This window comes from Methylovirgula sp. (assembly GCF_037200945.1).
Lineage (GTDB): Bacteria > Pseudomonadota > Alphaproteobacteria > Rhizobiales > Beijerinckiaceae > Methylovirgula.
On sequence record NZ_JBBCGP010000001.1, the window covers coordinates 1,445,513 to 1,472,114 of the forward strand.

Consider the following 26,602-nt stretch of genomic DNA (forward strand, 5'->3'; position numbering starts at 1 on the left):
GCGCGCACACGCGCACGATGACAATCAATCTGTAGAGTGAACAGCTGCGTAGATCGCATCCGCGCCGATCTTGCCTGTCGCGAAAGTCAATATCGCCCGCCGTCCGGATTCAAATCGTACCGGGACATCGATCCATGGTCGTGAGATCAGCAGTTTGAAATTTTCGTCAAAGTCGCCAGGCGTCATCGACAATAGAAAACGGAACCAGTTTGCGCCTTGCGTCTGGATTTCCGCGTGCAAGAGTTCGCCGTGAATGTCGCCGGTCTGGCGCGCTTCCGGGTTTTCGAGCGCATCGATCTTGTCGGTTTTAGGCTGAGACGCGAAAACGACATCCAGGACGAGTTGCGAGGGCGCCGCCCCGGCGGCGGCGCGGCAGCAGACAAATATCCGTGCCGAAATGTCGGCCGGCGCGCTGTCGATCTTCGCCACTTCCACGGGGCCGTGCGTCTTCTGCGTCGATATCTGCGCAGCACTGTTCCAAGTGACCGTGCCGACGTCGATCTTTGGCAGCGGCGCGTCCACCCGATCCTCGATCAGACCGGCGTAATATTGATTGGGCGATAAGGCCGGCTGTGTGTTGTCGGCTTGGTCGTCGGCAGACGGTGGATTGATCACCGCATCGCCCTCGACATCGTCCCATTCAATGTCCGGGTCGGCGAGCTTGCCTTCCGCCGTTGTGAGGGCGGAAATGTCATAGGCGGGATTGATCGGCCAGACGATCAGCGATCGCGATGGCGAAATCCGGAGAAAGCCCGGAAATCTCCCGGCGGCAATTGTTTGCCCGGCGATATCCCAGTGAAGCGATGGCTCCGGCGTATCAGCGCGGTCCGCCATGCCGATAATTTCGAGACGTCCCATCCAGCCCCCGGATCGCACGTCGACGGCTTCCACCTGGACAAGTTTCGTCTTGTTGGGCATCGAAGGATGCGGTGACCGAGGCCGTTTGGGTGCTGATCGGGCGGCCGCAAATCGCTTCTGCAACGCTCCGGCCGACGCGGCCCGTCTGGTCTTATCTGTCTGCGCAATTCGTCGATTTTTGTGCAATTTGTCGGCAGATGTTGCCCGGCCAATTTTCGACTTCTGGTTGTGAGGGGTCGGCTGGATTTCTGCCGCGTGGGCAGGCGCCCAACCCAGGAGGGCTACAGCAACGCCAATAAGGAAAAAAAGCGCCGCGGCACGCATAAAAACATCCAAGACCAGCCGGTCACCAGCTGATCGTCTATAGAAACAAAGTAACCACATTAGCTTTATTTTAAGACAAGTTATATCCGGATATATCTAAGGTATTGCCAGAGTCTTGACGCGGTCAAGCTCACGTAGATAGTCCACTTATAATCAATTTTTATGGGTGGACAATGAAAACCGAATCTTTGCCGACACAAGATTCCGACGCGGCCGGGAGCACCGGGGCTCGTTCAGAGCGGGCGGTCATCCACCACAATTCCGATTTGAGCCAACATCTCAAACAGTACCTCGTTGCGCAATTGCAGGACAAGAACGCTGGCCAGCCAAATCAGGCGCCAGCGGGCTTCTCGCATCAGGCGCCGCAGGCTTCGTCGTCCGATTATCATCTTCCGCCGGCGGACAAGATTATTCACGTCAAGCTCTCGGCGGGCGAGACCACCTTCCATGTGCCAGCCAATACGACCTTCGATACGATTCGCATCGTCGGCCACGATCTGGTTCTGGTTCAGAAAGACGGCACCGCGATCGTTCTCGAAGATGCCGGCGACAAAATTCCCAATATCGAGATCGGCGACGTTGACGTCCCTAAAGTCGCGCTCGAAGCGGCGTTCACCGCGAATGGTATCCAGGCCGCGGAAGGTCCGTCGGGGAATCCGTCACCTTCGTCGGGCGGCGATTTCGAAGACGCTCGAGCGTCAACTCTTGGCAATGCTCGCGGCCTGACAGGCTTTCTCGGGGCGGAAGGCTTCAACTTCACCGGGACGTCGGTTCACTATCCGCCGCCGCCTCTGCCGCAAATTGCGCTCAACGCGAATGCGGAGCCGACGCTCAGGCTGAGCGAAGCTCATTTGACGGGGGCGACCAATGGCGTCGACGGCAGCGATCCGGATGCGGCGCTGACCACAATCACAGGTGATTTCAGCGTCGACTTCACACCGACGCCGGACGTCAACGGCGGCGTGGTGACATACGCGCTGTCGATCCAGGGCGGCAACGGCACAGCATCGGGCTTCATCGATTCTCAGACTGGCTTGGCCGACGTTCTCGTCAAGAACGGCAACACGATTGAAGGTCACGTCGGCGGCGCCAATGGCGCGCTGGCTTTCACGATCAGCGTCAACCCGAACACCGGTGTTGTCACCTTCACTGAAGATCGCGCCGTCTCCGAAGCGCAGACCGGCACGAATCCGTCCGCAAACATCGCGACGATGTCCTCGAATGTCGTGACGTTGACTGCGACGATCACGGATGGTCTCGGTCATCAGGCTTCTGCCGGTCTCGATCTTGGCAAACAGATATCGTTGACCGACGATGGCCCAGGCATTGTCGCTGATGCCGCCACGGTGCCGGAGCTGACGTTGAGCGAAGCCGATCTCACGGCGGCGACCAACAATGGCGTCAACGGCTCGTCGCCCAATACAGCGCTGACCAGTGTCACCGGCCATTTCGCCGGCGATTTCACCGACACCTCCGGCGCTGATGGATTGAAGAGCACGACTTATGCTCTGTCGATTGCAGGCGGCACCGGCACCGCCTCGGGGCTTGTTGATTCGCAGACCGGACAAGCCGATGTCTTGGTCCAGAACGGCAATACGATCGAGGGCCATGTCGGCAGCGCCAATGGCGCACTGGCCTTCACGATCACGCTCGATCCCGCGACTGGCGATATCACTTTCACTGAAAGCCGCGCGATCGAGAACAACAACACGGGATCGACGGGTCTCTCTCTTGCTGCCGGGGTGGTCACGCTGACGCAGACCCTTATCGATAACGACGGCACGCCCGCTTTGGCGAGCATCGATCTTGGTGCCAAACTCGCGATCACCGATGACGGGCCGAGCATCGTGGCCAACGCGGCGACCGCGCCGGCGCTGACGTTGAGCGAGGCCGATCTGACGGCGGCCACCAATGGTGTCGACGGCAGCAAGCACGATGGCGCGACAACTGTCGTTGGTAATTACGCGCAGGATTTCACCGACACGTCCGGCGCTGACGGCCTCAAATCAACGACCTATGCCTTGTCCATCGCAGGCGGCTCTGGCACGGCCTCGGGCCTAGTCGATTCGCAGACCGGACAAGCCGATGTGCTTGTTCAGAACGGCAATACAATCGAGGGCCATGTCGGCAACGCGGGCGGCCCGTTGGCGTTTATGATCACGGTTGATCCGGCAACGGGCGACATCACTTTCACCGAAGATCGCGCGGTCGTGCAGGCACAGGATAGCAGCAATCCTTCGGGCGTGGCGGCCACGTTCACCGCCGGTGTCGTGACACTGACGCAGACCCTTACCGATAACGATGGCACGACCGCTTCGGCGAGCATCGACCTCGGCGGGAAGCTGTCGATCACCGACGATGGCCCGAGTGTCACGGCAAACGCCACGACGGTCCCGGGGCTGACCCTCAGCGAAACCCATCTCACCGCGCAAACCAACAACAACGTCAATGGCTCATCGCCCGACGCGACGCAGACGGTGGCCGTCGGCCATTTCGCTGGCGATTTCACCGACGTGTCGGGCGCGGACGGACTCAAGTCCACGACCTATGCTTTGTCGATTGTCGGTGGCGACGGCACGGCTTCCGGGCTCATCGATTCGCAGACGGGATCGAAGGACGTACTCGTCCTGAACGGCAACACGATCGAAGGCCATGTCGGCAGCGCCAATGGAGCGTTGGCGTTCACCATCGCGGTTGATCCGGCAACGGGCGATATCACCTTCACCGAAGATCGCGCCGTCGAGAATAACAATACGGGTTCGACCGGCGTCTCGCTTTCGGCGGGCGTCGTGACGCTGACGCAGACGATCACCGACAACGATGGGACAGTAGCGTCCGCCAATGTCGATCTCGGCCCCAAACTCTCGATCACGGATGACGGTCCGAGCATCACGACCAATGCCGCGCCGACACTGACGCTGAACGAAAGCAACCTGACCTTCTTCACCAACGGGATCAACGGTACGGACCCGGACCTCAAGCTTACGCACACGAGCGCTGATTTTTCGAAAGCCTTCAACGACACGTCCGGAGCCGACGGGCTGAAGTCCGCTGCTTACGCACTTTCGATTTCCCATCAGGGCGTGGCATCCGGCTTAACGGATTCGCAGACGGGGCAGGCCGATATCCTGTTCCAGAACGGCAACACGATCACCGGCTTCGTCGGCCATAGCGGCATTGTCGCTTTCACGATCACGATCGATCCGAAGACGGGCGAACTGACTTTCACCGAAGACCGCGCGGTGGTGCAAACGCAGGACGGCAGCGACCCCTCGGGGAACGCCGCGACACTGGCGAGTGGTGTTGTCACGCTGACGCAAACGATCACCGACAACGATGGGACGACCGCGTCCGCGAGCGTTGATGTTGGATCGAATCTCTCCATCACCGATGATGGACCGAAGATCAGCACAGCTCCATTCCTGGAGCCTGGTCTCGTCGTGAGCGAGTCGCATCTGACAGCAGGCACCAACGGCGCTTCAGGCAGCGATCCAAGTTCGGTTCTGACTCACGCGTCGGGAAATTTCTCCTTCTCCTTCGTCGATACGCCCGGCGCTGACGGACTGAAATCGATCGGCTATACGCTAACGCTCGGTAACGGTGGCGTTTCGGGGCTAGTCGATTCGCAGACGCACCAAAATGACGTTCTGGTTCAGACCAGCGCGACGACGATCACCGGTTATGTCGGCAGCCAGGCGAGCGGCATTGTCGCCTTCACGATTTCGGTTGATCCGCACACGGGCATCGTGGCTTTCACCGAGGATCGCGCTGTCGTCCAGGCGCAGAACGGCCATGATCCGTCGCAGGATCTGGCGAGTTTTGCGTCGGGCGCCATAACGCTGACGCAGACGCTTGTCGACAATGACGGGACAACGACGTCCGCGAGCCTCGATATCGGCAAGCAATTCGCCATCGCCGATGACGGTCCGAGCATCAGCGTCAGCCAGCACAACGAACCCGCGCTAACGGTAAGCGAAGTCAATTTGCAGGCGTCGACCAATGGCGTCGACGGCACTGTGCATAACGGGGCGATCATCGCGACGGGGAATTTCTCGGGCAATTTTAACGATACGTTTGGTGCCGATGGCGCGGCCGCCAAAGGACCGGTGGGCTATGCGCTGTCGATCGGCAATCCCGCTCCGCACTCGAATGTTGTTCTGTCCGGGCTAGTCGATTCGCAGACTCACCAGAATGATGTTCTGATTCAGGTGAACGCGACGACGATCGAAGGCCATGTCGGTAGCGCGAATGGGGCACTGGCTTTCACGATTTCCGTCGATGCCATGACCGGCGTCGTGACTTTCACCGAGGACCGGGCCGTCGTTCAGCAGCAGAACGGGCAGGATCCTTCGGGCGACGTCGCGAGCCTAACGAACGGCGCTGTGGTTCTGACCCAGGCGATCACCGATGGCGACGGCACGACCACGTCCGCAAGCCTCGACATCAGCCAGCAATTGCAAATCAAGGACGATGGGCCGTCGATCGTGACGGTCGCGAAGAATGAGCCGACGCTGACGCTGAGCGAAAGCAATCTCACCTCGACGTCCGATGACAGCCATACGCCAGGCACGAGTCCGAATCTGACGTCGACGGCGACGATGCAGAGCTTCAGCGGCGTTTTCGCCGATACGTTCGGCGCCGACGGGGCGGCGAAGGTCGGCTCGGCGAGCTATGCGTTGTCGCTGGCGGGCTTTAACAGCCGCAGCGGCCACGGTGTGGATTCCGGTCTTGTCGATACCTTGACGGGCCAGCACGATTACCTGTTTCAGAACGGCAACACGATCACGGCCTACGTCGGCGATAGCACCCACGGTTCCATCGCCTTCACGATCACGCTTGATCCATCATCGGGTAATATCACCTTCACCGAGGATCGTTCGGTCGAGAACAATGGTGGCTCGACGACTTTGTCGTCCGGCTTGGTGACGCTGCAGCAGACGATCACGGATGGTGATGGCACCTCCACCTCGGCGAGCGTCAATATAGGTTCGCAATTCTCGATCACGGACGACACGCCGCAGATCACGCTGACGCATGCGACGGAGCCGGTGTTGACGGTGCATGAGGCGGATTTGCAAGCCTCTACCAATGACGGCGTTAACGGCACGATCGCTGACGGGAAGACCACCTCGGGGCCGACCGGTTTTGCGGGCGCTTTTAGCGACAATTTTGGTGCCGATGGCGCAGCGAAGACCGGATCGGTCAGTTATGCGCTGTCGATTGGCAATAACGGCGCGACGAGCCTAGTCGATACGTTAAGCGGGACGGCGGTGACGCTGCACCAGGTCGGCACGGCGGAGATCGACGGCAGGGACGCCAACGGCGATTTGGTTTTCACGCTGAAGGTCGATGCTTCGGGCGAAGTCTCCTTCACGCTTGACCGTGCGGTGGGGGACAATAGCGGCCCTGTGAGCCTGCCGGCGAGTTCTGTCGTGCTGACGCAGACGATCACGGATGGCGACGGAACCCAAACCTCCGCGAACGTTAATATCGGGTCGCAGCTCTCGATCACCGACGACAAGCCCACGATCAGCCTCACGGGAGCGAGCGTCGCGACCCAGTTGGTGAGTGAATCCCATCTGCCATCGACCACCGATGACAATTATACGCCCGGTACGTTGCCCGCCACGTCCAACCCTTCGGCCACTGAGAACTTCAGTGGCGCTTTCTCCGATAAGTTCGGCGCTGACGGTCCCGAGAGCGGCTCGAAGGCAGCCGGCACGTCCTATGCGCTGACGGTTGGCAGCCAGGGCACCAGCACGGGCTTGATCGATACATTAAGCGGCGATGCCGTGACGCTGAAGCAGGTCAACACGACGGAAATCGACGGGATCGTGACCGTCAGTGGCCAAACCTACACGGTGTTCACGTATGTCGTCGATTCCTCGGGCCAGGTGACCTTCACGCTCGAGCGCTCGGTCGAGAACAACGGCACCTCGGTAAGCCTGCCGACGAATTCTGTGACGTTGACGCAGACCCTCACCGATGGCGATGGGAGCACGACCACCTCGGCCGGGGTCGACATCAGCAAGCAATTCTCGATCACCGATGATACGCCGACGATCGCGGTCGTCACGGGCAATGAGCCTTCGCTGACGCTGAGCGAGACGTTTCTCCCGAACGGCACGGCCCACAATCCGTCCGATACGTCCGTGACGAAGGACTTCACCCCCGTTTTCTCGGACAATTTCGGTGCTGATGGTCAGGCTCACAGCGGAGCTGTCAGCTACGCATTGTCGATCGGCAACGGTGGCGATTCGGGTCTGAAGGATACGTTGAGCGGCCAAGAGGTAACCCTGGTTCAAAAGAACTCGGGCGAGGTCGATGGCGTCGTCACCATCAACGACGTGCAGACCACGGTCTTCACCGTCACGGTCGACGGAAATGGCCACGTGACCTTCACGGAGGACCGTACGGTCGAGAATAACAATACAGGTTCGGCCGGTGCGTCGCTCACATCCAGCGCCGTCGTGCTGACGCAGACGATTACGGATGGCGACGGCACCCAAACCTCCGCCAGTGCCAATATCGGTTCGCAACTCTCCATCACCGATGATGGCCCGAAAGCGCCCGTCCTCACCGTCAACAACACGGTCGGGGTGGATGAAACGCCCGGAGCGCAAACGACCGGGGGCGCAACAGATGTGCTCTACAGCAGCCTGCCGACGGCGATCGCCGCTTTGTTCGCTGGTCTGACGAATACTGGAACGGACACGAATGTTCCGGCCGGTTCGCTCGATCAGGGGGCGCTGAGCTTCGCGGCGAGCGGGGCGTCCCTCGTCAGTGTCGGAACACCTGTTTTCGGTGCAGACGGCGCTGCGACATCCAATAGCGAGACCTACGCGTTGAAGCTCGAGGGCACGGCCTCCGGGCTGACGCTGACGGACGGAACCGCGATCACCTTGTCCATCAGCAACGGCATGATCATCGGCACGGCCGGTACGGATTCATTCAACAGCGCCCTTAGCGGCAAAATCGCCTTTGCCATTGCGATCGATTCGGCGAGCGGCGAAGTCTATGTGGCGCAATATCTGGCGCTGCATCAGCCGACCGCATCGAACCCCAACGACGTTGTGACGCTCGCGGCGAATAGTGTCGGCGTGACTGTGACGCTGACCGATGGCGACGGCACGCAATCGTCCACATCATCTGATGTCAGCACGCACGTCCAGTTCTATGACGACGGGCCGAGCATCGCCGCGGTTCAGACCGCCTATGTCGGAGATGTCGCCAATTCGTCCTTCAACGGGACGTGGCAGCCGACCTTCGGCGCTGACGGGCCGAGTCTGACGGTGCCCGTCAGCCTCGCGATGGGTTCGGCGCCTGCGGGCCTCACCTACAATGTCACGGATACCGTCCACCAGATCAACGGCCACGAAGTCTTCGAGGTGCAGGTAACCGGCACGGCTTCCTACACATTTTTCGAATATACGTCGGCGGCTGCGACGGGCACGGAGATGTTCGCCTTCACGGATCAGGCCGGCCAAAACCCGTTCTTCATTTTGGATGTCCTAGCCAACGGCACATATTCGTTCGATCTGGAGGCGACAAATCTCCCGGGCGGCGGAAAGACGATCACGTTCGCATCCGGCGGCGAGCATGACTTCTTCTATAGCGCCAACGGTAGCGCCTCCCTGACGGCGGGCGACTATAACCTCATCCCGCCTAATTTCGGGGTGCCGGGCAATTACGGCGTGCTGATCACGGCTGGGGGCGCCTTTAACGACGTCGGTATTTCCAACGGAAAAATGGGCGTCGACGGAAACCAATTGAATTTTGGCGAAGAGCTGGACTTCGCTTTCGGCGCCACGCAGACCCAGGTGACGATCGGCGTCGCCGCGGGCGAACAGGTCCCAATTGAGCAGTTCGAAGTCACGATCTGGAACGCGGCGCATACCGCTTCGCACACGGAGACCCTTACTCAAACCGATGGCACGGCGATCGTCGTCGATCAGGCGAATTGGCAGGGGGATGGATCAAATACCTGGTTCGCGGGCGGGATCAGCGAAGTTGATGTTATAAACATTGCGACGAGAAGTCCGGAGGACAATCAGGTCTCGTTGACCTCCGTGAGCTCCGGCACGCAATCGGCGTCCGTTCCGACGACGACGCTCGATTTCGATGTTGGCGCGACGGATGGCGATGGCGATGGCACGACCGCCAATCTCGCCGTCAATCTTGTCACGCCGCCGGCAGCGGTCGCGGGCTCTTACGCGGAATCTGTTTCCGAAAGCGGCCTGCCGACGGGCTCGAGCCCGAATGGCGGCGTAATTGTCGATACGGTGCAGGTGTCGTTCACCGCGGGCACCGACAACGCTCATGTCACTCTCGATCCAAGCGCGCTGACAACGTCGCTCGCCGGCTTCCAGGGCCTGACCTGGCAAGTCGTCAACGGCGTCGTCGAAGGCTTTCAGGGATCGACGGAAGTCGTTTCTTTCGCAATCACCTCGGGCGCGACGATCCAGGCGGGACAAACCGGCACGGTGACCATGACGGAGACCTTGCTGGCGCCGATCGACGGCGACAATGGCGGCACGGCAGGCGATCTCGGCACGCTGAATGTCGTCGCGTCCGACGTCAATAATCCGTCGATCAATGCTACGGATCAGGTCACGGTGGGCGTCCTCGACGACAAGCCGATTGCTGTTGCCGACGTTGCGGCCGACACGTCGGGTCAAGCGCTATCCGCCAATGTCATCACCGGCGCCGGTGAAACGTCCGGCAAGGACACGCCCGGTGCGGACGGCGGACTCACGGTTGTCGGTGTCGAAGCGGGCAATAATACCAACGCCACGGTGACGAGCGGCGTCGGCGCGGGCATTGTGGGAACCTATGGCACGCTGACGCTGGCGGCAGACGGCTCCTACACTTATACGGCCAATCCGGACACGACAGGTCTCACCGACAACAAGGTTGATACCTTCACCTATACGGTCAAGGATGCCGACGGCTCGCCTTCGACGACGACGCTGGCGGTCAACGTCAACGAAGTGCATCCGACAGCGTCGGTAGCGACCGGTACGGTCTATGAAGCCGGATTGTCAAACGGGTCGCATGTCGGAACGACGACGACGGTACAAACTGGTACGTTGTCTTTCTCCGAGTCCGGCGGCGACACGGTGACCCTGACGAGCGTCAACGGCCAAAGCGTGGGTCAGAGCAGCAACAACACCACGATCTTCGGCGCGCACGGCGCGTTGTTGATCAACGAGAACGGCAGTTACACCTACACGCTGACTTCGGCTGAGACGGGAAGCAACGGCGTCGAGGCGCCGGATACGTTCACCTACACGGCGACGGATTCGCACGGCAATACAAACACCAATACGTTGACATTCGCCATCGTCGACGACAAGCCGGTGGCTGTCGCCGACGTTGCAGTCGATGCATCGGGCCAGACCCTGTCTGCCAATGTCATCACTGGCGTCGGGGAGACGTCCGGCAAGGATACGGCGGGTGCAGACGGCGGACTGACCGTTCTCGGCGTTGAAACGGGCAGCAACACCTCCGCAACTGTGACGACAGGTATCGGCACGGCGATTGCCGGCACCTACGGTACCCTGACGTTGGCAGCGGATGGATCCTACAGCTACGTGGCCAAGCCGGATACGACGGGGCTCACCGGCATTCATGCCGACACCTTTACGTACACGATCAAGGATGCTGACGGTTCCACGTCAACGACGACGCTGACGCTCAACACCAACGAAGTGCAGCCGACCGTCGCGGCGGCGACCGGCACCGTTTATGAAGCCGGGTTGTCGAACGGATCGCAGGTCGGAACGACGACGACGGTACAAACCGGCACGTTGTCATTCTCAGAATCGACCGTGACGAGCGTCACGATCGGCGGCACGACCTATAACGTGCCGCAGGACGGAACCAGCATCACGATCGCGACGGCTCATAGCACGCTCGTGATCAACGAACATGGTGCCTACACCTACACGCTGACCGGACCGGAGACCGGGAGCAATGGCGTCGAAGCGCCGGACACCTTCACCTATGTGGTGACGGACGCCCAGCATAATACCAACACCAGCACGCTGACATTCAGCATTGTCGATGACAAGCCTGTGGCGGATGCTGATGCGGCGAACGCGACGGTCGGGCAGACCGTGACTGCGGATGTAGCGCATGGCCTGTTTGGGACGGTCGCCAACGGCGGTGCGGGTGATATTTCCGGCGCGGATTCGCCGGCGAGCGTCACGGGGGTCGTTGCCACGAGCAACAGCAATGCCGCCGGTACTGCAGGCACGGCTGGGGCCGACGGAATCCCGTATACGGTCACGGGTGCCGAAGGCACTTTGACGTTGAACGGGGATGGCTCGTACAGCTATGTCGCCAAGGCCAACGCGACGCCGGGCTCGACGGATACTTTCACTTACACGATCACCGATGCCGATGGATCGCCATCGACGAACACGCTGACGGTGACGATCGCGGCGCCGGCGGGGCCGGATCTGCTGGTCTTTGAATCGGGGCTAAATAACGGCTTCACCGGCTCCGACGCGGGCAATGAGCCGACGATGGCGAACCAACCGTTGACAATCCCCAATGGCGACAGCGCTAAATTTGATAGTAGTCAGTCTGGCTTGCTCGCGCCGAATGGCTATGAATGGCTAAAGCCTGGCAGCTTTTTTAACAATACAGGCAGTTGGGTATTGGCTCCTCTTTCTTTTGGCTTGCCGGGTTCCCCTGTTCTCACGCTCTCGCTCTCAGGCGGGGTGTTGACCGAAACTCTGCTGGCGCCGATCATCAGCTCGACCGGCACCAGCCAGTACAATCTTGGTTCTATTCAGGTCGACATCGATCATAATAACCAGCAGGTTTCTACTCAAACCATCACGCTTGGCGCCGCCGACGATGCGCCGCAAATCAGCAACGTCCAAGCGGTGGCCCTGCAAGACTTTGCGCATTCTGTGTCGGGGAATATCACCTTCACGTCCGGCGCCGACGGCTTCGGCAATGGCAACGCGCCGGCGAGCCTGGCCGGGAACCCTGATCCGGGTATCACCGTCAATGGCCAGACCTTGCATTATTGGGTAAACTCGACGTCACCCAACGAGCTTATCGCCTATGTCGGCAATGCGCCGACGGGCAATAATGCGCCGGCTACGAACGAACAAGTCTTCACGCTCACGCTTAACGAGACCAGCGGCGTACCCAACGGCACGTATACATTCGATCTGCTGCAGCCCGCGGTTCAAAGTTTTACGCCCAGCAGCTACGCTGCGTTTTCAAGCGATGAGATCGTGTCCGCCTCCGCGGGTCAGCTGGCCATCGCGTCGGGCGGCACCTTCCACGCCCCCCAAGACAACTGGAGCCTTAGTAGCAATCACTCGATGACCTTTTCCTTCACCCCGGGGGCTGATTCAGACACGAATTTCAGTCCGGTGGCGGAGGAGTTGAGCGCGACCTTCAACTTCGCGAAGGCTGGTACTGGTGATAGCCACTCGGTTAGCTATACCGTGGACTATCTGGATGGCACTTCCCAGAGTTCGTCGATTTCGGTAAGCAGTAGCGCTGCGACAAACTGGACAAGTCCGCTGTCGTCCTCAGGCGCAGGTATCGAATCGATCACCTTTACAGAGAGCAATAGTAGCAAAGATACCGATACGATCTCGGTGCTTGGCACGACGGGGGTACCCACAGAGACTCTGACCGGCGATTTGAGCTTCAATTTAACGACCACGGATGCCGACGGCAGCCAAGGGACCGGCACGATTAATGTCGACATAACCGGCAACGATTTGTCGCTGGGTGCATTCAACGGCGCTTATACGGCGATCAGCGATAGCGCGTCGTCCCACATGCTGATTGGCGATTCAAGCAACGACATCTTCATCGCCAACTTCGCCGGCGACACGATGCAGGCGCATTCGGCCACAAGCGGCAATAACATTTTCGAAATCGCGAATATCAGCAATCCAAGCGAACTGATCACGAACTTCAATTCGACCAACGACGTGATCGATCTGACGCAGCTTCTGAGCAATGTGAACACGAGTGCGCAAGGTTTCAATATTTCGAATTATGTCGAGTACCTGTCGTCGAGTTCGGGCACTGGAACTCAAGCAGGTGAATTGTTGATCAATGAGAACGGCGGTGGATTTGGTACGAACCATACCGGCACTGTCCTGACGGTCGCGACAATCGACACGAATGTTCCCAATAGCCAGACGCCGGCGACGCATCCCACCGCGGTCAGCGGTCAGCCCTCGCCGATCCTGATCGCCTATCAAGACCAGAGCCATCTGGTCCATTCCGTCCACGCCCACACGGGCTAGGCCATCATTCTGGCGGTTGGCCTAGCCAGCCGCCAATTCGCATGTGTGAATGCATCGACATCGCGCAGGCGGCTCATCCGGTCCGAGCGATTGCGATTCATCGTCCACTCGCCCGCGGCATTTTAGAAAAATAATCATTCTAGCAGATTTCACATTCGTCGATTAGCTTTGCTGCGACCGCGCGCTTGCCGTGCGGCTGGTGTCCCACGCGCAAAGAGACGAGTCATGTTGCGAAAAAGCCTTCTCCTCTCCATCGGTTTCGGTATGCTGTTCGGCGGCGGCGTCAGCCTCGCGGAAGCGCAATCTGGGTCCGTCCCCACACAGATTGTCGATGCCCTCAATAAAGTCTGGGGCGTGCATCCTGGCTTCCGCGCCAATCATGCCAAGGGCATCGTCGGGCAGGGCACGTTCAAGGCGTCGGCGGATGCCGCAAGCCTAAGCAAAGCTGCGATCTTTTCAGGTGATACGATTCCGGTGACGATCCGCTTTTCGGATAGTGGCGGCCTGCCGAATGTTCCTGATGGCTCGAAATTGGCCGTACCGCACGGTCTTGCGATCAAATTCCGTCTGAAGGACGGCAGCGAGACCGATATGGTCATTAATTCGCTGAAATTTTTCCCGGTCGGGACCGGGGAGGATTTTCGCGATCTTCTGCTTGCCATTGCGGCCAGCCCGCCGAACGCGCCACAGCCGACGAAGCTCGCGCTCTTCGTCAAGACCCATCCGCGTGTACCCTTGGCGTCGGCGAGTGTGCATCAGCCGGACAGTCTCGCAGATGAGCAATATAACGGCGTCGATGCGTTCGTCTTCGTCGACAAGAACGGCAAGAAACAGGCGTTCCGTTACATCGCTGCACCGGAAAAACTCGTCCACATCAGCGATGAGGAAGCGGCGAAGAAGTCGCCGAATTATCTCTTCGACGAGATCGCCACGCGCGTTGCGAAAGCACCCGTGAAGTTCCACCTACAAGCCCAACTCGCGGCGCCGGGCGATGTCACCAAGGATCCGACGATCCCTTGGGCAGCGACCAACAAAGTGGTCGATCTCGGCGTCCTGACGATCGACAAGATCGACTCCGACAGTCTTGCAGAGCAGAAGAAGCTCATATTTCTGCCTGGCGCGCTGATCCCCGGAATTGAGGAATCAGACGATCCGCTCATCGATGCACGCGACGGCGCCTATGCGGTCTCGTTCGGGCGGCGCAGCCAGTAGGTTGCGTGAAACGCGCTTCTGGCGCAAAACGGCGCCGTCATGGCGCCGGACCCGAAAATCAAGCTACGCCCCGCGACGCCTGCCGACGCGGGGCTTATCTTTGCTCTTGTCGGCGAGCTCGCGGCGTTCGAGCATTTGTCGCATGAAGTCCAGGCCGACGAAGCGGGCCTGAGGGCGGCTTTGTTCGGCCCGAACCCGCGCGTCTTCGCTGAGATTGTCGAATACGACACGGCGCCAGCCGGGTTCATTCTCTGGTTTTATACGTTTTCGAGTTTCGCCGGGCGCCACGGCATCTGGATCGAAGATCTTTACGTGCGCGAGACTTTTCGCGGCAAAGGTTTGGGTGTGGTCATGCTTCACGCCATTGCGCACCGCTGCGTCGAGGAAAAGCTTGGCCGGCTCGAATGGTCGGTCTTGAATTGGAACGAAAACGCGATCCGCTTCTATCGCGGCGCAGGCGCGCAATTGAAGTCCGAATGGACGATCTGCCGCATGGAAGGTGAAGCGCTTGCAGATTTCGCGGCAGGTCTCAAATGAGAGATAGCCGCGCATGAATCTGCTTCTCGTTGGCGTCGTCGCCGTCGCCGATAATGGAGTCATCGGTCAAAGCAATGCGCTGCCATGGCACATTTCTGCCGACCTCAAGCGCTTTCGCACGCTGACGCTTGGCAAACCTTTGATCATGGGCCGCAAGACGTTCGCGGCAATTGGCCGTGCGCTGCCCGGCCGCGAAACGATTGTCGTGACGCGCGACGCGAAATTTGCGCCGCCAGCCGGCGTGTTCACGGCGACCACAATCGATGCCGCCTTGCAGCTGGCGACGACACGTGCCGATGTTTTGGGTGCGTCGGAGATTATTGTTGCTGGCGGCGGCGAAATTTACGCGGCGTTGCTCGACCGGATAGACCTTTTGCACATGACTTACGTTCATTGCACGCCCGAGGGGGACGCCTTCTTTCCGCCCATTGAGTGGTCACACTGGCGTGAAGTCTTTCGCGAAGACCACTTATCCGAAACCGGTGGTGATGCAGGATATACGTGGGCCGACTATATCCGTACCGGCTCTCTTTCGCTGGCGCCGAAAGCCCTCTAAGACAAGCGCCACCGAGGAAGGATTTCATGCCCTGGAGTAATGACGGTAAGGACGGCGGCTCTTGGAAGCCGGAAAATCCCGGCCCGTGGGGCCAACCGCAGGCGCCGAATCCCGTCAATTTCGAGGGATGGGTGCGCCTGGCACAGGCGCGGCTGCAGGGCTGGCTGCCCGGCGGCGGCCTCGGCGGCCGCGCGCTTGCGGTGCTTGGCCTTCTCGGCGTTCTCCTGTGGCTGCTGACAGGGTGCTATACAATCGGCCCGAATGAGGTCGGCCTCAACATGATCTTCGGCCGCTATACCGGCAAGACGACCTCGGGCCTAAATTACAACCTGCCGTATCCGATTGGCTCCGTCCAAAAGCTCGCGGTGACGGATCGCAACACAACCGATATCGGCTTCATTTCGCGGATGGACGATCGCACCGGCGAGCAGGCGACCTTCGATTTGCCTGAAGAGAGCCTGATGCTGACCGACGATCAGAACATCGCGGACGTGAAATTTGTCGTGATCTGGCAGATCGATCCATCGCATCCGGAAGATTACGCCTTCAACATCGACGATCCCGACGACACGGTGAAGGCGGTGGCAGAGAGCGCGATGCGCGCGGTGATCGGCCGCAGCCTGATCCAGAATATCCTGACCGCCGATCGCAAAGTGATCGAACCGGCGGTTCAGGATTTGGCGCAGAAGATTCTCGACAAATACAAAGCCGGCGTCCTCATCCTTCAGGTGCAATTGCAGTCGGTCGATCCGCCGCAGGAAGTGATCACAGCCTTCCGCGATGTCACTGCCGCCCAGCAGGACCGCGACCGGATGCGCAACGAGGCCCAGACCTACGCCAACAATGTGGTGCCAGCGGCACAGGGTCAGGCAGCGGCCATTCGCCAGCAGGCCGAGGGCTATCGCTTGCAGACGATCGACGAGGCGACCGGCCAGGCGTCGCGCTTCTCGCAAGTTGAGGCACAATACAAAATCGCGCCGGCGTTGACGCGCGAGCGCATCTATCTCGAGACGATGGAACAGGTTCTCGGCGGCAGCGACAAGGTCATTGTTGATTCGGGGAATGGACAGAGCGTCCTGCCCTATTTGCCATTGCCACTTTTGACGCCGAACGCATCCGCCGATGGAGCGCCGAAATGAAGGGCGCGACCGGTATTTTCGTGACGCTTCTGGCGATTGCCGCCATCATCGTCATTGTGGCGTCGATCTTCACCGTCGGTCAGACCGAACAGGCGCTTGTGCTGCGTTTCGGCGATCCGGTCGCGGGGCGCGGCCTCGTCACCGAACCGGGCCTGCACTTCAAAATTCCGTTCATCGAGAATGTCGTTCTGCTCGACAAGCGCATCCTCGATGTCGAGACGCCGACGCAGGAAGTGCTCGCCTCCGACAATACGCGGGTCGAGGTCGATTCCTTCCTGAAATACAGGATCGTCGATCCGCTCAAATTCTATCAAACGGTGGGCGACATCGACCGCGCCAACGACCAGCTTGGCTATATTCTCAATTCCGCCGTGCGCCGCGTTCTTGGCGATGCCGACCTTAGACAGATCGTCAGCGCCGATCGCGAAGCCTTGATGGCAAACATCCGCCAACAGGTGAATCAGCAGGCAGATAAACTCGGCGTCAGCGCTGTCGATGTCCGTATTCGGCGCACCGATCTGCCACAGCAGATATCGGAAAAGGTCTTCAGCCGGATGCAGAGCGAATGGGCGCGCGAGGCAGCGCTCTTCCGCGCCCAAGGGGCGGAGGAATCGCAGGAGATCCGCGCCAAGGCGGACCGCGATGCCGTTGTTTTGCGTGCCGACGCGCAACGCGATGCTGACCAGACGCGCGGCGCCGGCGATGCCCAACGCGCGCGCATTTTTGCAACGGCTTTCGGCAAGGACCCAGACTTTTTCGCCTTCTACCGTTCGATGCAGGCCTATACGACGGGCTTGAAAGCGTCGAACACCCGTCTGGTGCTCAGCCCGAAATCGGCCTTCTTCCAATATTTTCTGCCGCCAGCCGGAGCCAATACGTTGCCGCCCGCGCATTAACGCGATCGTGCGCAAAATCGGCGTGAATTCGTTTAGCTGATCCGCTAATTTTGCGCGCTTGAGGAGAGATGAATGGCTTCATGCCGGCAATTCGCGTCTGCTTTATTCGGCGCGCACAAGGTTTTGATGGCTTTGTCCTTGGGCGTTGCAACAGTCGGAATCGGCTATTCATCGGCAGCCTATGCCGGCCATACGCCGGATTCGTTCGCCGATCTTGCTGCGGCGGTCAGCAATGCGGTCGTCAACATTTCGGCGACGCAGACCTACGAAGAGAAAGACGCGAGCAACGGACCCGACACCGATTCGGGCACGCCGTTTGACGATCTCTTCGACAAATTTCTCCATCACACGCCTCACGGCGACAGCGACGGCGATTCTGAACCGCATGAGCGCAGTTCCAATTCGCTTGGTTCGGGCTTCGTGATCGACCCGTCGGGCATCATCATCACCAACAATCACGTCATCGCCGATTCCAACGAAGTGACGGTGATCTTCACCGATGGCACGAAACTGCGGGCTCGGGTCATCGGCAAGGACAGCAAGGTCGACGTGGCGGTGCTCAAAGTGGAAGCCGATCATCCGTTGAAAGCGGTGAAATTCGGCGACAGCGACCAGATGCGCGTCGGCGATTGGGTGATTGCGGTCGGCAATCCGTTCGGCTTGGGTGGCAGCGTCACGGCCGGCATTGTTTCGGCCCGTCACCGCGACATCGATTCCGGACCTTACGACAATTATCTCCAGACCGACGCGGCCATCAACAAAGGCAATTCCGGCGGACCGCTGTTCAATATGGACGGGCAGGTGATCGGCATTAACACCGCGATCCTTTCGCCGAGCGGCGGTTCGATTGGCATCGGCTTTGCCACGCCGGCGAACACGGTGGCGCCGGTCATCGATCAATTGCGCAAATACGGCGAAACACGGCGCGGCTGGCTCGGCGTGCGTATCCAGTCGATCGATGATTCACTCGCCGAAAGCCTGGATCTCGGCAAAGTGCGCGGCGCGCTCGTCGCAGGGACAGATTCCGGTGGCCCGGCAGCTGAAGCCGGGATTACGACTGGCGATGTTATTGTGAAATTCGACGGCGTCGACGTGGCCGAATCCCGTGATCTGCCCAAGCTCGTCGCACTGACGCCCGTTGGTAAGGACGTTGCGATCGTCATTGTCCGGCGCGGCCACGAGATGACCAAAACCGTCAAACTCGGCAGGCTTGAAGACGGTGCGCAGAAAGCCTCGCTGACTCTCGGGGATGATCAGGGCAAGAAGCTGCCGCCAACGCTAGTCGAAAAGGCGCTCGGCATGGCGCTTTCGAAGCTCGATGAAACGTCGCGGCTGAAATATGCGATCAAGGACAGTCTGACAGCGGGTGTGGTCGTCACGGAGGTTGAGTCAAATTCGCCGGCGGCCCGTAAGAACATTCTGCCCGGCGAAGTGATTCTGGAGATCAATCAGGAGGCGGTCCGGGCGCCGTCGGATGTCGCCAAAGAGATGCGAATCCTGAAGGCGGCCGGGAAGAAATTGGCTCTGTTGCTCGTCTCGACGCCCCAAGGCGAGGTGCGGTTCGTCGCGCTCGATCTCTAGAAGCGCGATCCGTTAACCAGAGAGCCAGCCGGATCAAGTTTCCGAGACGCGGATCGTCTAGTTACCCGTCGCTGTCCTTGACAGTCCGAGAGCCGCCGCCTATGTCGAGGCTGCCGTTAGCACTCTATCGGTTTGAGTGCTAACAGCCATCATTTCCCCATCGAGCGGCGTCTGCGTCCCCGAATTCCGGCGCTACTCGCGAACGTTCAAGGAAACATCGCATGACTTTCCGACCTCTGCATGACCGCGTCGTCGTCAAGCGCCTCGAAGGCGAAGAGAAGACGAAGGGCGGCATCATTATTCCCGATTCGGCGAAAGAGAAGCCGCAAGAGGGTGAGATCGTGGCCGTCGGCCCCGGCGCCCGCGACGAGACCGGCAAGCTCGTTCCCCTCGATGTCAAAGCCGGTGATCGCATCCTGTTCGGCAAATGGTCTGGCACCGAAGTCAAGATCGACGGCCAGGATCTCCTCATCATGAAGGAGAGCGACGTCCTCGGCGTCGTTGGCTGATCTCAGGACCCTTAGCGAGCCCCAATTCAGGAGTTTTTCCAAATGGCAGCCAAAGACGTACGTTTTTCCTCTGATGCCCGCGACCGGATGTTGCGCGGCGTCGAAATTCTCAACAACGCCGTTAAAGTGACGCTCGGTCCCAAGGGCCGCAACGTCGTCATCGAAAAGAGCTTCGGCGCTCCCCGCATCACCAAGGACGGCGTGTCCGTCGCCAAGGAGATCGAGCTTTCCGACAAGTTCGAGAACCTCGGCGCCCAGCTCGTCCGCGAAGTCGCTTCCAAGCAGAACGACATTGCTGGTGACGGAACGACGACAGCGACCCTCCTCGCCGCTTCGATCGTCCGCGAAGGCACCAAGGCGGTCGCCGCCGGCCTCAACCCGATGGATTTGAAGCGCGGCATCGACCTCGCGGTCGAAGCTGTCGTGGCCGATCTCAAGGCGAAGTCGAAGAAGGTCACCTCCAACGACGAGATCGCCCAGGTCGGCACCAACTCGGCCAATGGCGACGCGTCAATCGGCCAGATCATCGCCACGGCGATGCAGAAGGTCGGCAACGAAGGCGTCATCACCGTCGAAGAGGCCAAGAGCCTCGAGACCGAACTCGATGTCGTCGAAGGCATGCAGTTCGATCGCGGTTATCTCTCGCCCTATTTCATCACCAATGCCGAGAAGATGGTCGCCGAACTCGAAGATCCCTACATCCTGATCAACGAGAAGAAGCTTTCGTCGCTCCAGGCGATGCTGCCGGTTCTCGAAGCGGTCGTGCAGACTGGCAAGCCGCTCCTGATCGTTGCGGAAGACGTCGAAGGCGAAGCGCTCGCGACCCTCGTCGTCAACAAGCTGCGCGGTGGCCTCAAGGTCGCGGCCGTCAAGGCGCCGGGCTTTGGTGATCGCCGCAAGGCGATGCTCGAAGACATCGCCATCCTTACCGGCGGTCAGCTCATCTCCGAAGACCTCGGCATCAAGCTCGAAAACGTAACGCTGCAGATGCTCGGCCGTGCCAAGCGCATCCGCATCGAGAAGGAAACGACGACGATCATCGACGGCGCCGGTTCCAAGGCCGACATCGAAGCGCGCATTGCTCAGATCAAGGCGCAGATTGCCGACACGACGTCTGATTACGATCGTGAGAAGCTGCAGGAGCGTCTTGCCAAGCTCGCGGGCGGCGTCGCGGTCATCCGCGTTGGCGGTTCGAGCGAAGTCGAGGTGAAGGAGAAGAAGGATCGCGTCGACGACGCGCTCAACGCGACCCGCGCGGCCGTCGAAGAAGGCGTTCTTCCGGGTGGTGGCGTGCCGCTGCTGCGCGCCATCAAGGTGCTCGACGGCATCAAGACGGTCAACGCCGATCAGAAGGCCGGTGTCGATATCGTCCGCAAGGCGATCCAGACTCCGGCTCGCCAGATCGTCGACAATTCCGGCGCTGACGGCGCCGTGATCGTCGGCAAGCTGCTCGAAGCCACCGATTATGGCCACGGCTATAATGCGCAGACGGGCGAATATGGCGATCTCGTCAAGCTCGGCATCATCGATCCGACCAAGGTCGTGCGCACTGCGTTGCAGGATGCGGCGTCCGTTGCCGGCCTCCTGATTACCACCGAAGCGATCATCACCGAACAGCCGAAGAAAGAATCGGCTCCTGTCGGCGGCGGCGGCATGGGTGGCATGGGCGGTATGGACTTCTAAAATCGCGCATTTGTGCGAAACGACACTTAAAAGCCCCGGTAATCCGGGGCTTTTTGTTTACTGCGCCTACGCACTTTGGGTCGCGGCGAGAGAAATTATATTTTTTCGCGTTGCAATCACTGGCTAAAACCGCCTCGCAAAGCGTATGCATTACACGCGAGTTGCGCTCGGTTAGCCTGAGTAGGAGGGGGTAAAGTGGGTCAGTTGCCGCTGAATGAGTCCGAAAAAAAAACAGCCACGCGGGCTGATCTTTTGAATGCTGTGTATGAATCCTGCAAAGGCCTCTCTCGTGCCCAGGCGCGCGACATTTTTGAAATGACGCTTGAGGAAATTTCCACTGCGCTGGTACGTGGTGAGACGGTCAAGCTTCGTTCGTTTGGACTTTTTTCCGTCCGTGCCAAGCGTGAGCGCATCGGCCGCAATCCCCGCACCGGGATCGAGGTGCCGATTAAGCCGCGACGTGTGCTGACGTTTCGTCCGTCACCGGTTTTGGTCGCGCTCATCAACGGCGAAAGCGCGGATTCTGCCGAAGAATTGCAGGATTAGCGGCTCGCCGCCGAGATGCGGGCGCGAGATGCCTTAAATGTTACAAACCTGTAACTAGGCAGCGATTTGCGCCTGTGCGCAAAAGCGTGGTTTGATCCCGCTAAATTCCCTGGATATCGACGCTGATATGAAAATTCTCGCAATTTCTGTCGCGATTTTCGGTGCGGCCGCTGCTCTGGTCGCGGCCAAGACTGGCGATATGACGACGGCTCTCCTCGCCGCCACGACACTGATCTGCGCGTATACGACGTACAAGTCGCAACATATTTCGAGTTATCTGAAAATTTTCGTCGCGATTTTCGCGGTTGAAGTCATTGCCTTCGGCGTGTTCTGCCTCATCGAAGCCCTGCATCTTTGGCCAGCGAGTTGGGCAGATTACGAAATTCCGGAAAGCCTGCCGCTGACGGTCGCGCTTTTCGCGATCGCGGTTTACCTGATTTCTTTCATCCCGCTTGTCCGCGCAATGATGCGGATCGCTGACCGATATTTTGATTCGCGCGATACAACCACAGCGCGGATCTGGCCGTTTCCGGCTTTCCATGGTCTGGAGCGCAAGGTCGCAGCGGCGATGGTGGTTTTTCTCGTCCTGATCAATCAGGCGGAGGTCGGCATCAACATCCGCCTCTCGTTCTTCTCGCGCGATTGGTTCAACGCGATCCAGACGCGCGACGCGAAGGCGTTCTGGTATCAGCTCTTCACCGTCTTTCTGGTCTGGGCCTTCCTCTACATCTTTGCGGCTGTTGTCGAATATGTCGTCACCTCGACATTGGTCATCCGCTGGCGGCGCTGGCTCACCAGCTTCTATCTCGACCATTGGCTCGACAATCATCGCCATTACCGCATGTCGCTCGCGGGGTCTGGGGCAGACAACCCGGATCAGCGAATTTCGGAAGACATCAGCCGTTTCATCGACGGCGGCGATGTCGGCTATGGGATTTATTCCTTTTCTATCCTGCTGATCTCGAACCTCAGTTCGCTCGTTTCTTTCGCCATTCTGCTCTGGGTGCTTTCGGCCAATTTCACCTTGCCGGGAACGCATATCGCCGTGCCGGGCTTCCTCTTCTGGGTTGCGCTCATCTACGCAGCGATTGGCACCTGGCTGACGCATTTGATCGGCCATCCGCTCGTACCTTTGTCATTCCGGCGTCAGCGTTACGAAGCCGATTTCCGTTTTTCGCTTGCGCGCCTGCGCGAATATACGGAGCAGATCGCCTTGCTCTCAGGCGAAGATGCGGAGAAGCGCTCTCTCAAGACGCGTTTTGCGTCAATCATGTCGAACTATTTCGAGATCATCGCCTGCCGTAAGCGGCTTACTGCGTTCACGGCGTCTTATTCGCAGATCAGTCCATTCATTCCTTACATCGTCTCGGCGCCGTTCTATTTCGCCGGGAAAATTACCCTGGGTATCATGACCCAGACCGCGAATGCCTTCAGCAACGTCAATAGTGCGCTGACCTTCGTCGTCAGCTATTATGTGAACCTCGCGGATTACAAATCCGTTCTCGATCGTCTGACGTCGTTCGATGCTTCAATTGAAAAAGCCGCGGACTATCAGTTTCGCGCGCAACCGACCGTTGGCGCAGCTACTCCCGGCAATGTCAGTCTTGCCGAAGTGACGTTGCGCTTGCCCGATGGCCGCACAATCGTCGAATCCGCCAATCTCGATCTCGTATCGGAAATTCCCGCCCTGTTCATGGGGCCGTCCGGCTCCGGCAAGTCGACTTTGTTCCGCGCCATCGCCGGCATCTGGCCTTACGGTGAGGGCAAGATCGACCTGCCGCCATCGGCGAAGGTGATGCTCTTACCCCAGCGGCCATATCTGCCGCTCGGCACATTGCGTGAGGCGCTCGTCTATCCCGCAGCGCCCGAGCGATATGACGACGCCACGCTGCGTGCGGCTGTCGAGGCGGCGCAACTCAGCCATTTGTTGAACAAGCTCGATGTCGAGGGCATGTGGCAGCAGCAGCTTTCGGGCGGCGAACAGCAGAGATTGTCGATCGCGCGCGCTCTGCTTGAGAAGCCGGATTGGCTCTTCCTGGACGAGGCGACGACGGCGATGGACGAGCCGATGGAAGCGGCGATCTATCAGACGCTGCGCGAAAAATTGCCAAAGACGACGATCGTCTCCATTGGCCATCGCGCTACGATGGAGAAATACCATACGCGCCGGCTCGAAATGCAGCCGGCCGGCGCAGGTATGTTCACGCCTAAAGAAGGCGTGAAGACCGCAGCGGAATAAAAGGTTTTCGGTTTTAAGGCAGCCGCGCCGCGAGCTTCTCGTAGAGTTTGTTCTTTTCGGCGAAGACGTAATCGAGCTGCGCGACCGTGACTTCGGCCGCGCCTTGCATCAGCAGCCAATCGGCGAGCGCGGCCACTTTGTCTTTCGGGCAGGTGAGCGTCAGCCAACCGTCGGAAAGGTGTCGCCGCGGCCGCGCCGCGAACATCACCTCGGCGTGGGCGAAGAGTTCGACATCGGCCTGCGCGACCCGTGCCGAGACCTCGCGTGTCGTGCGCGCGACTTCTTCCGCCGCGATGCGCGAGAGAATGATCCGCGCGGCTTCGCGTGTCTCGTCCGTCCACGGCGCTGTCAGCGACGCGACGAAATTCGCCTCGGACCGCAAGATCACGCCATCGTCGAGAATCTTGAGCGCATTCGCCGCAAGCGTGCCGCCGGTCGTGGTGATGTCGACGATGAGCTCCGCCGTGCCGGCTGCGGGCGCGCCTTCGGTCGCGCCAAGGCTTTCGACGATGCGATAATCCGTGACATGGCGCTCGGCGAAGAAATGCCGGGTGAGATTGACGTATTTCGTCGCGACCCGCATCCGCTCGCCGCGCCGGGCGCGAAAGGCCACCGCAACGTCCTCGAGATCGGCCATCGTGCGCACGTCGATCCACGCTTGCGGCACGGCGACGATGACATTGGCGTGGCCGAAGCCGAGCGGCGCGAGAAGTTCGCATTTCGAATCGGCGTCGGGAATGCTTTCACGCACCAGATCTTCGCCCGTGACACCCAAATGCGCGGTGCCAGCAGCAAGATGCGTGACGATTTCGGACGTCGAGACAAAGGCAACCTCGACATTGTCGAGACCGGCGATCTTGGCCCGGTAGTCGCGGGCGCCGCGGCTTTGCACGAATTGCAATCCGGCGCGCGCAAAGAAGGCGGCGGCATTCTCCTGCAAGCGGCCCTTGGAGGGGACGGCGAGAACGAGCTGAGGTTTCGTCACGTCGCTCATCGCCACCAATCCGTCTGGCCGCGCTGCGGCAATTGCAAACGTTCGATCCAGATCGCCGCGCCGACAGCGCCGACATCACCCTGACAGCCAAGCGATTTCAAAAGGCCGTCATAGCGCCCGCCGCCGACGATCGGCTTTTCATGCGGGCGGCTGCGGTCGAAGGCCTCGAAGACGAAGCCGGTGTAATATTCGAGGTCGCGGGCGAAACGCGTCGCGAAGGTGAAGTCGGCGACATCGAGCCCACGCGCGGCCATGAAGCCGAGGCGCGCGTCGAAACGGTCCAACGCCGCGTTGAGATTGAGGCCGGTCGTCGAAGCCAACTGGCGCAGCCTGGCGGCCGCCTGGTCGGGATCGGTTTCGATGGCGAGAAATTCTTTCAGGATCGCGCGACGTTCGACGGGAAACTCGTCGCCGGTTTTGAGCGCAGCCTGTTCGAGGAAGCGGTCGGCGATCTCCGTCACGCTGCGGCCGCCGACGCTCGAAATGCCGGCGATCGAGAGCAGATCTTCGACCAGCGCACGCGCACCATGCCGGTCGACGCCTTCGAGCGCCGCGAGCACGCCAGTGTGGTCGGCACCGTTCCCGCTGGCAGGCCGGGCGAGAATCGTTTCGAGCGATTTGTCCTGCGCGTGCCCGCGCAGAATGCGGCGCTGCCATTGCGGCGAGAGGTCGAGCGCGGCGACGAGATCGCGGACAAGCCCGTTGTCACCGAAACGTACATTGAGATCGCCTTGGCCGAGCGCGGCGACGGCATCGAGCGTCACGCCCAGAATCTCGGCGTCGGCGGCCTCGCGGTCGGGGTGGCCGAAATTCTCAAGCCCCGCCTGCAAAAACTCGTTCGGGCCATCCGGCCGATAGCGGAATACGGGGCCACAATAGCTGTAGGTTGTCGCGTGCCCCACGGCATCGGAGGCGAGATAATGCGCGCAGACGGGGATCGTATATTCGGGCCGCAGGCAATATTCGGCGCCCGAAAGATCATTCGTCAGGTAGAGCCGGCTGCGGATCTCTTCGCCCGAATTGAAGAAGAGTTCCGCTCGCTGCAACACGGGCGGCTCGTAGGGCGGATAGCCGGAGGCTTCGAGGTGCGCGACAAGCGCCGCGGAAGCGGCACGGCTGGCGGCGGCTGATGTGGGTTCGGCGCTCACGGACATGTCTCGAATTTGTGCTTCTCTTTAGCAAGTGCGCGCCGCGGGCGCGATGCCTTTCGATCTGCAAGGTGAATGGCTAGAAAACAG

The 26,602-nt window shown here is 60.0% G+C and carries 14 protein-coding genes; 11 read left to right on the top strand and 3 right to left on the bottom strand.

What is annotated here, in order from left to right:
- Positions 1–24: 24 nt before the first annotated feature.
- Positions 25–918, bottom strand: coding sequence for a hypothetical protein (locus WDN02_RS07130; protein ID WP_337292825.1), 894 nt, complete (start codon positions 916–918; stop codon positions 25–27).
- A 437-nt stretch (positions 919–1,355) separates the two neighbouring features.
- Here WDN02_RS07130 and WDN02_RS07135 point away from each other — a divergent pair, with 437 nt between their 5' ends.
- From WDN02_RS07135 to WDN02_RS07185, 11 genes are all read left to right on the top strand, one after another.
- Entirely contained in the window at positions 1,356–13,472 is a 12,117-nt protein-coding gene (locus tag WDN02_RS07135) for a DUF5801 repeats-in-toxin domain-containing protein (protein ID WP_337292826.1), read from the top strand.
- 225 nt (positions 13,473–13,697) lie between these two features.
- On the top strand, positions 13,698–14,684 hold the full coding sequence (locus WDN02_RS07140; protein WP_337292827.1) for a catalase family peroxidase: 987 nt from the start codon (positions 13,698–13,700) through the stop codon (positions 14,682–14,684).
- Positions 14,685–14,723: 39 nt separating this feature from the next.
- Positions 14,724–15,221 carry a GNAT family N-acetyltransferase gene (locus tag WDN02_RS07145; RefSeq protein ID WP_337292828.1) on the top strand — a complete coding sequence of 166 codons (498 nt, stop codon included), beginning with the start codon at positions 14,724–14,726 and terminating at the stop codon, positions 15,219–15,221.
- A 13-nt stretch (positions 15,222–15,234) separates the two neighbouring features.
- Positions 15,235–15,777: a dihydrofolate reductase gene (locus tag WDN02_RS07150; RefSeq protein ID WP_337292829.1), complete on the top strand. Its 543-nt coding sequence runs from the start codon at positions 15,235–15,237 to the stop codon at positions 15,775–15,777.
- Between the two features lie 26 nt (positions 15,778–15,803).
- Positions 15,804–16,916, top strand: a complete 1,113-nt coding sequence (gene hflK, locus WDN02_RS07155; protein WP_337292830.1) for an FtsH protease activity modulator HflK — start codon at positions 15,804–15,806, stop codon at positions 16,914–16,916.
- Positions 16,913–17,812, top strand: a complete 900-nt coding sequence (locus tag WDN02_RS07160) for a protease modulator HflC (RefSeq protein WP_337292831.1) — start codon at positions 16,913–16,915, stop codon at positions 17,810–17,812. Before hflK ends, WDN02_RS07160 begins: the two co-directional genes overlap by 4 nt.
- Positions 17,813–17,938: 126 nt before the next feature.
- On the top strand, positions 17,939–19,393 hold the full coding sequence (locus tag WDN02_RS07165; protein ID WP_337292832.1) for a Do family serine endopeptidase: 1,455 nt from the start codon (positions 17,939–17,941) through the stop codon (positions 19,391–19,393).
- Positions 19,394–19,614: 221 nt separating this feature from the next.
- Complete coding sequence (gene groES / locus WDN02_RS07170; RefSeq protein ID WP_337292833.1) at positions 19,615–19,902, top strand: co-chaperone GroES; 288 nt, start codon at positions 19,615–19,617, stop codon at positions 19,900–19,902.
- A 42-nt stretch (positions 19,903–19,944) separates the two neighbouring features.
- Positions 19,945–21,585 (top strand): chaperonin GroEL, encoded by a 1,641-nt coding sequence (groL, locus tag WDN02_RS07175; protein ID WP_337292834.1) that lies wholly within the window; start codon positions 19,945–19,947, stop codon positions 21,583–21,585.
- A gap of 195 nt (positions 21,586–21,780) precedes the next feature.
- Entirely contained in the window at positions 21,781–22,131 is a 351-nt protein-coding gene (locus WDN02_RS07180) for an integration host factor subunit alpha (RefSeq protein WP_337292835.1), read from the top strand.
- Positions 22,132–22,258: 127 nt separating this feature from the next.
- Positions 22,259–24,370 (top strand): ABC transporter ATP-binding protein/permease, encoded by a 2,112-nt coding sequence (locus WDN02_RS07185; protein ID WP_337292836.1) that lies wholly within the window; start codon positions 22,259–22,261, stop codon positions 24,368–24,370.
- A gap of 13 nt (positions 24,371–24,383) precedes the next feature.
- Here the strand turns inward: WDN02_RS07185 and hisG are convergent, their stop codons facing one another.
- Together hisG and WDN02_RS07195 are read right to left on the bottom strand one after the other, a co-directional pair.
- Positions 24,384–25,364, bottom strand: a complete 981-nt coding sequence (gene hisG / locus WDN02_RS07190; protein ID WP_337292837.1) for an ATP phosphoribosyltransferase — start codon at positions 25,362–25,364, stop codon at positions 24,384–24,386.
- Positions 25,361–26,518, bottom strand: a complete 1,158-nt coding sequence (locus WDN02_RS07195; protein ID WP_337292838.1) for an ATP phosphoribosyltransferase regulatory subunit — start codon at positions 26,516–26,518, stop codon at positions 25,361–25,363. The genes hisG and WDN02_RS07195 overlap by 4 nt, the downstream gene beginning before the upstream one ends.
- Between the last annotated feature and the right edge of the window lie 84 nt (positions 26,519–26,602).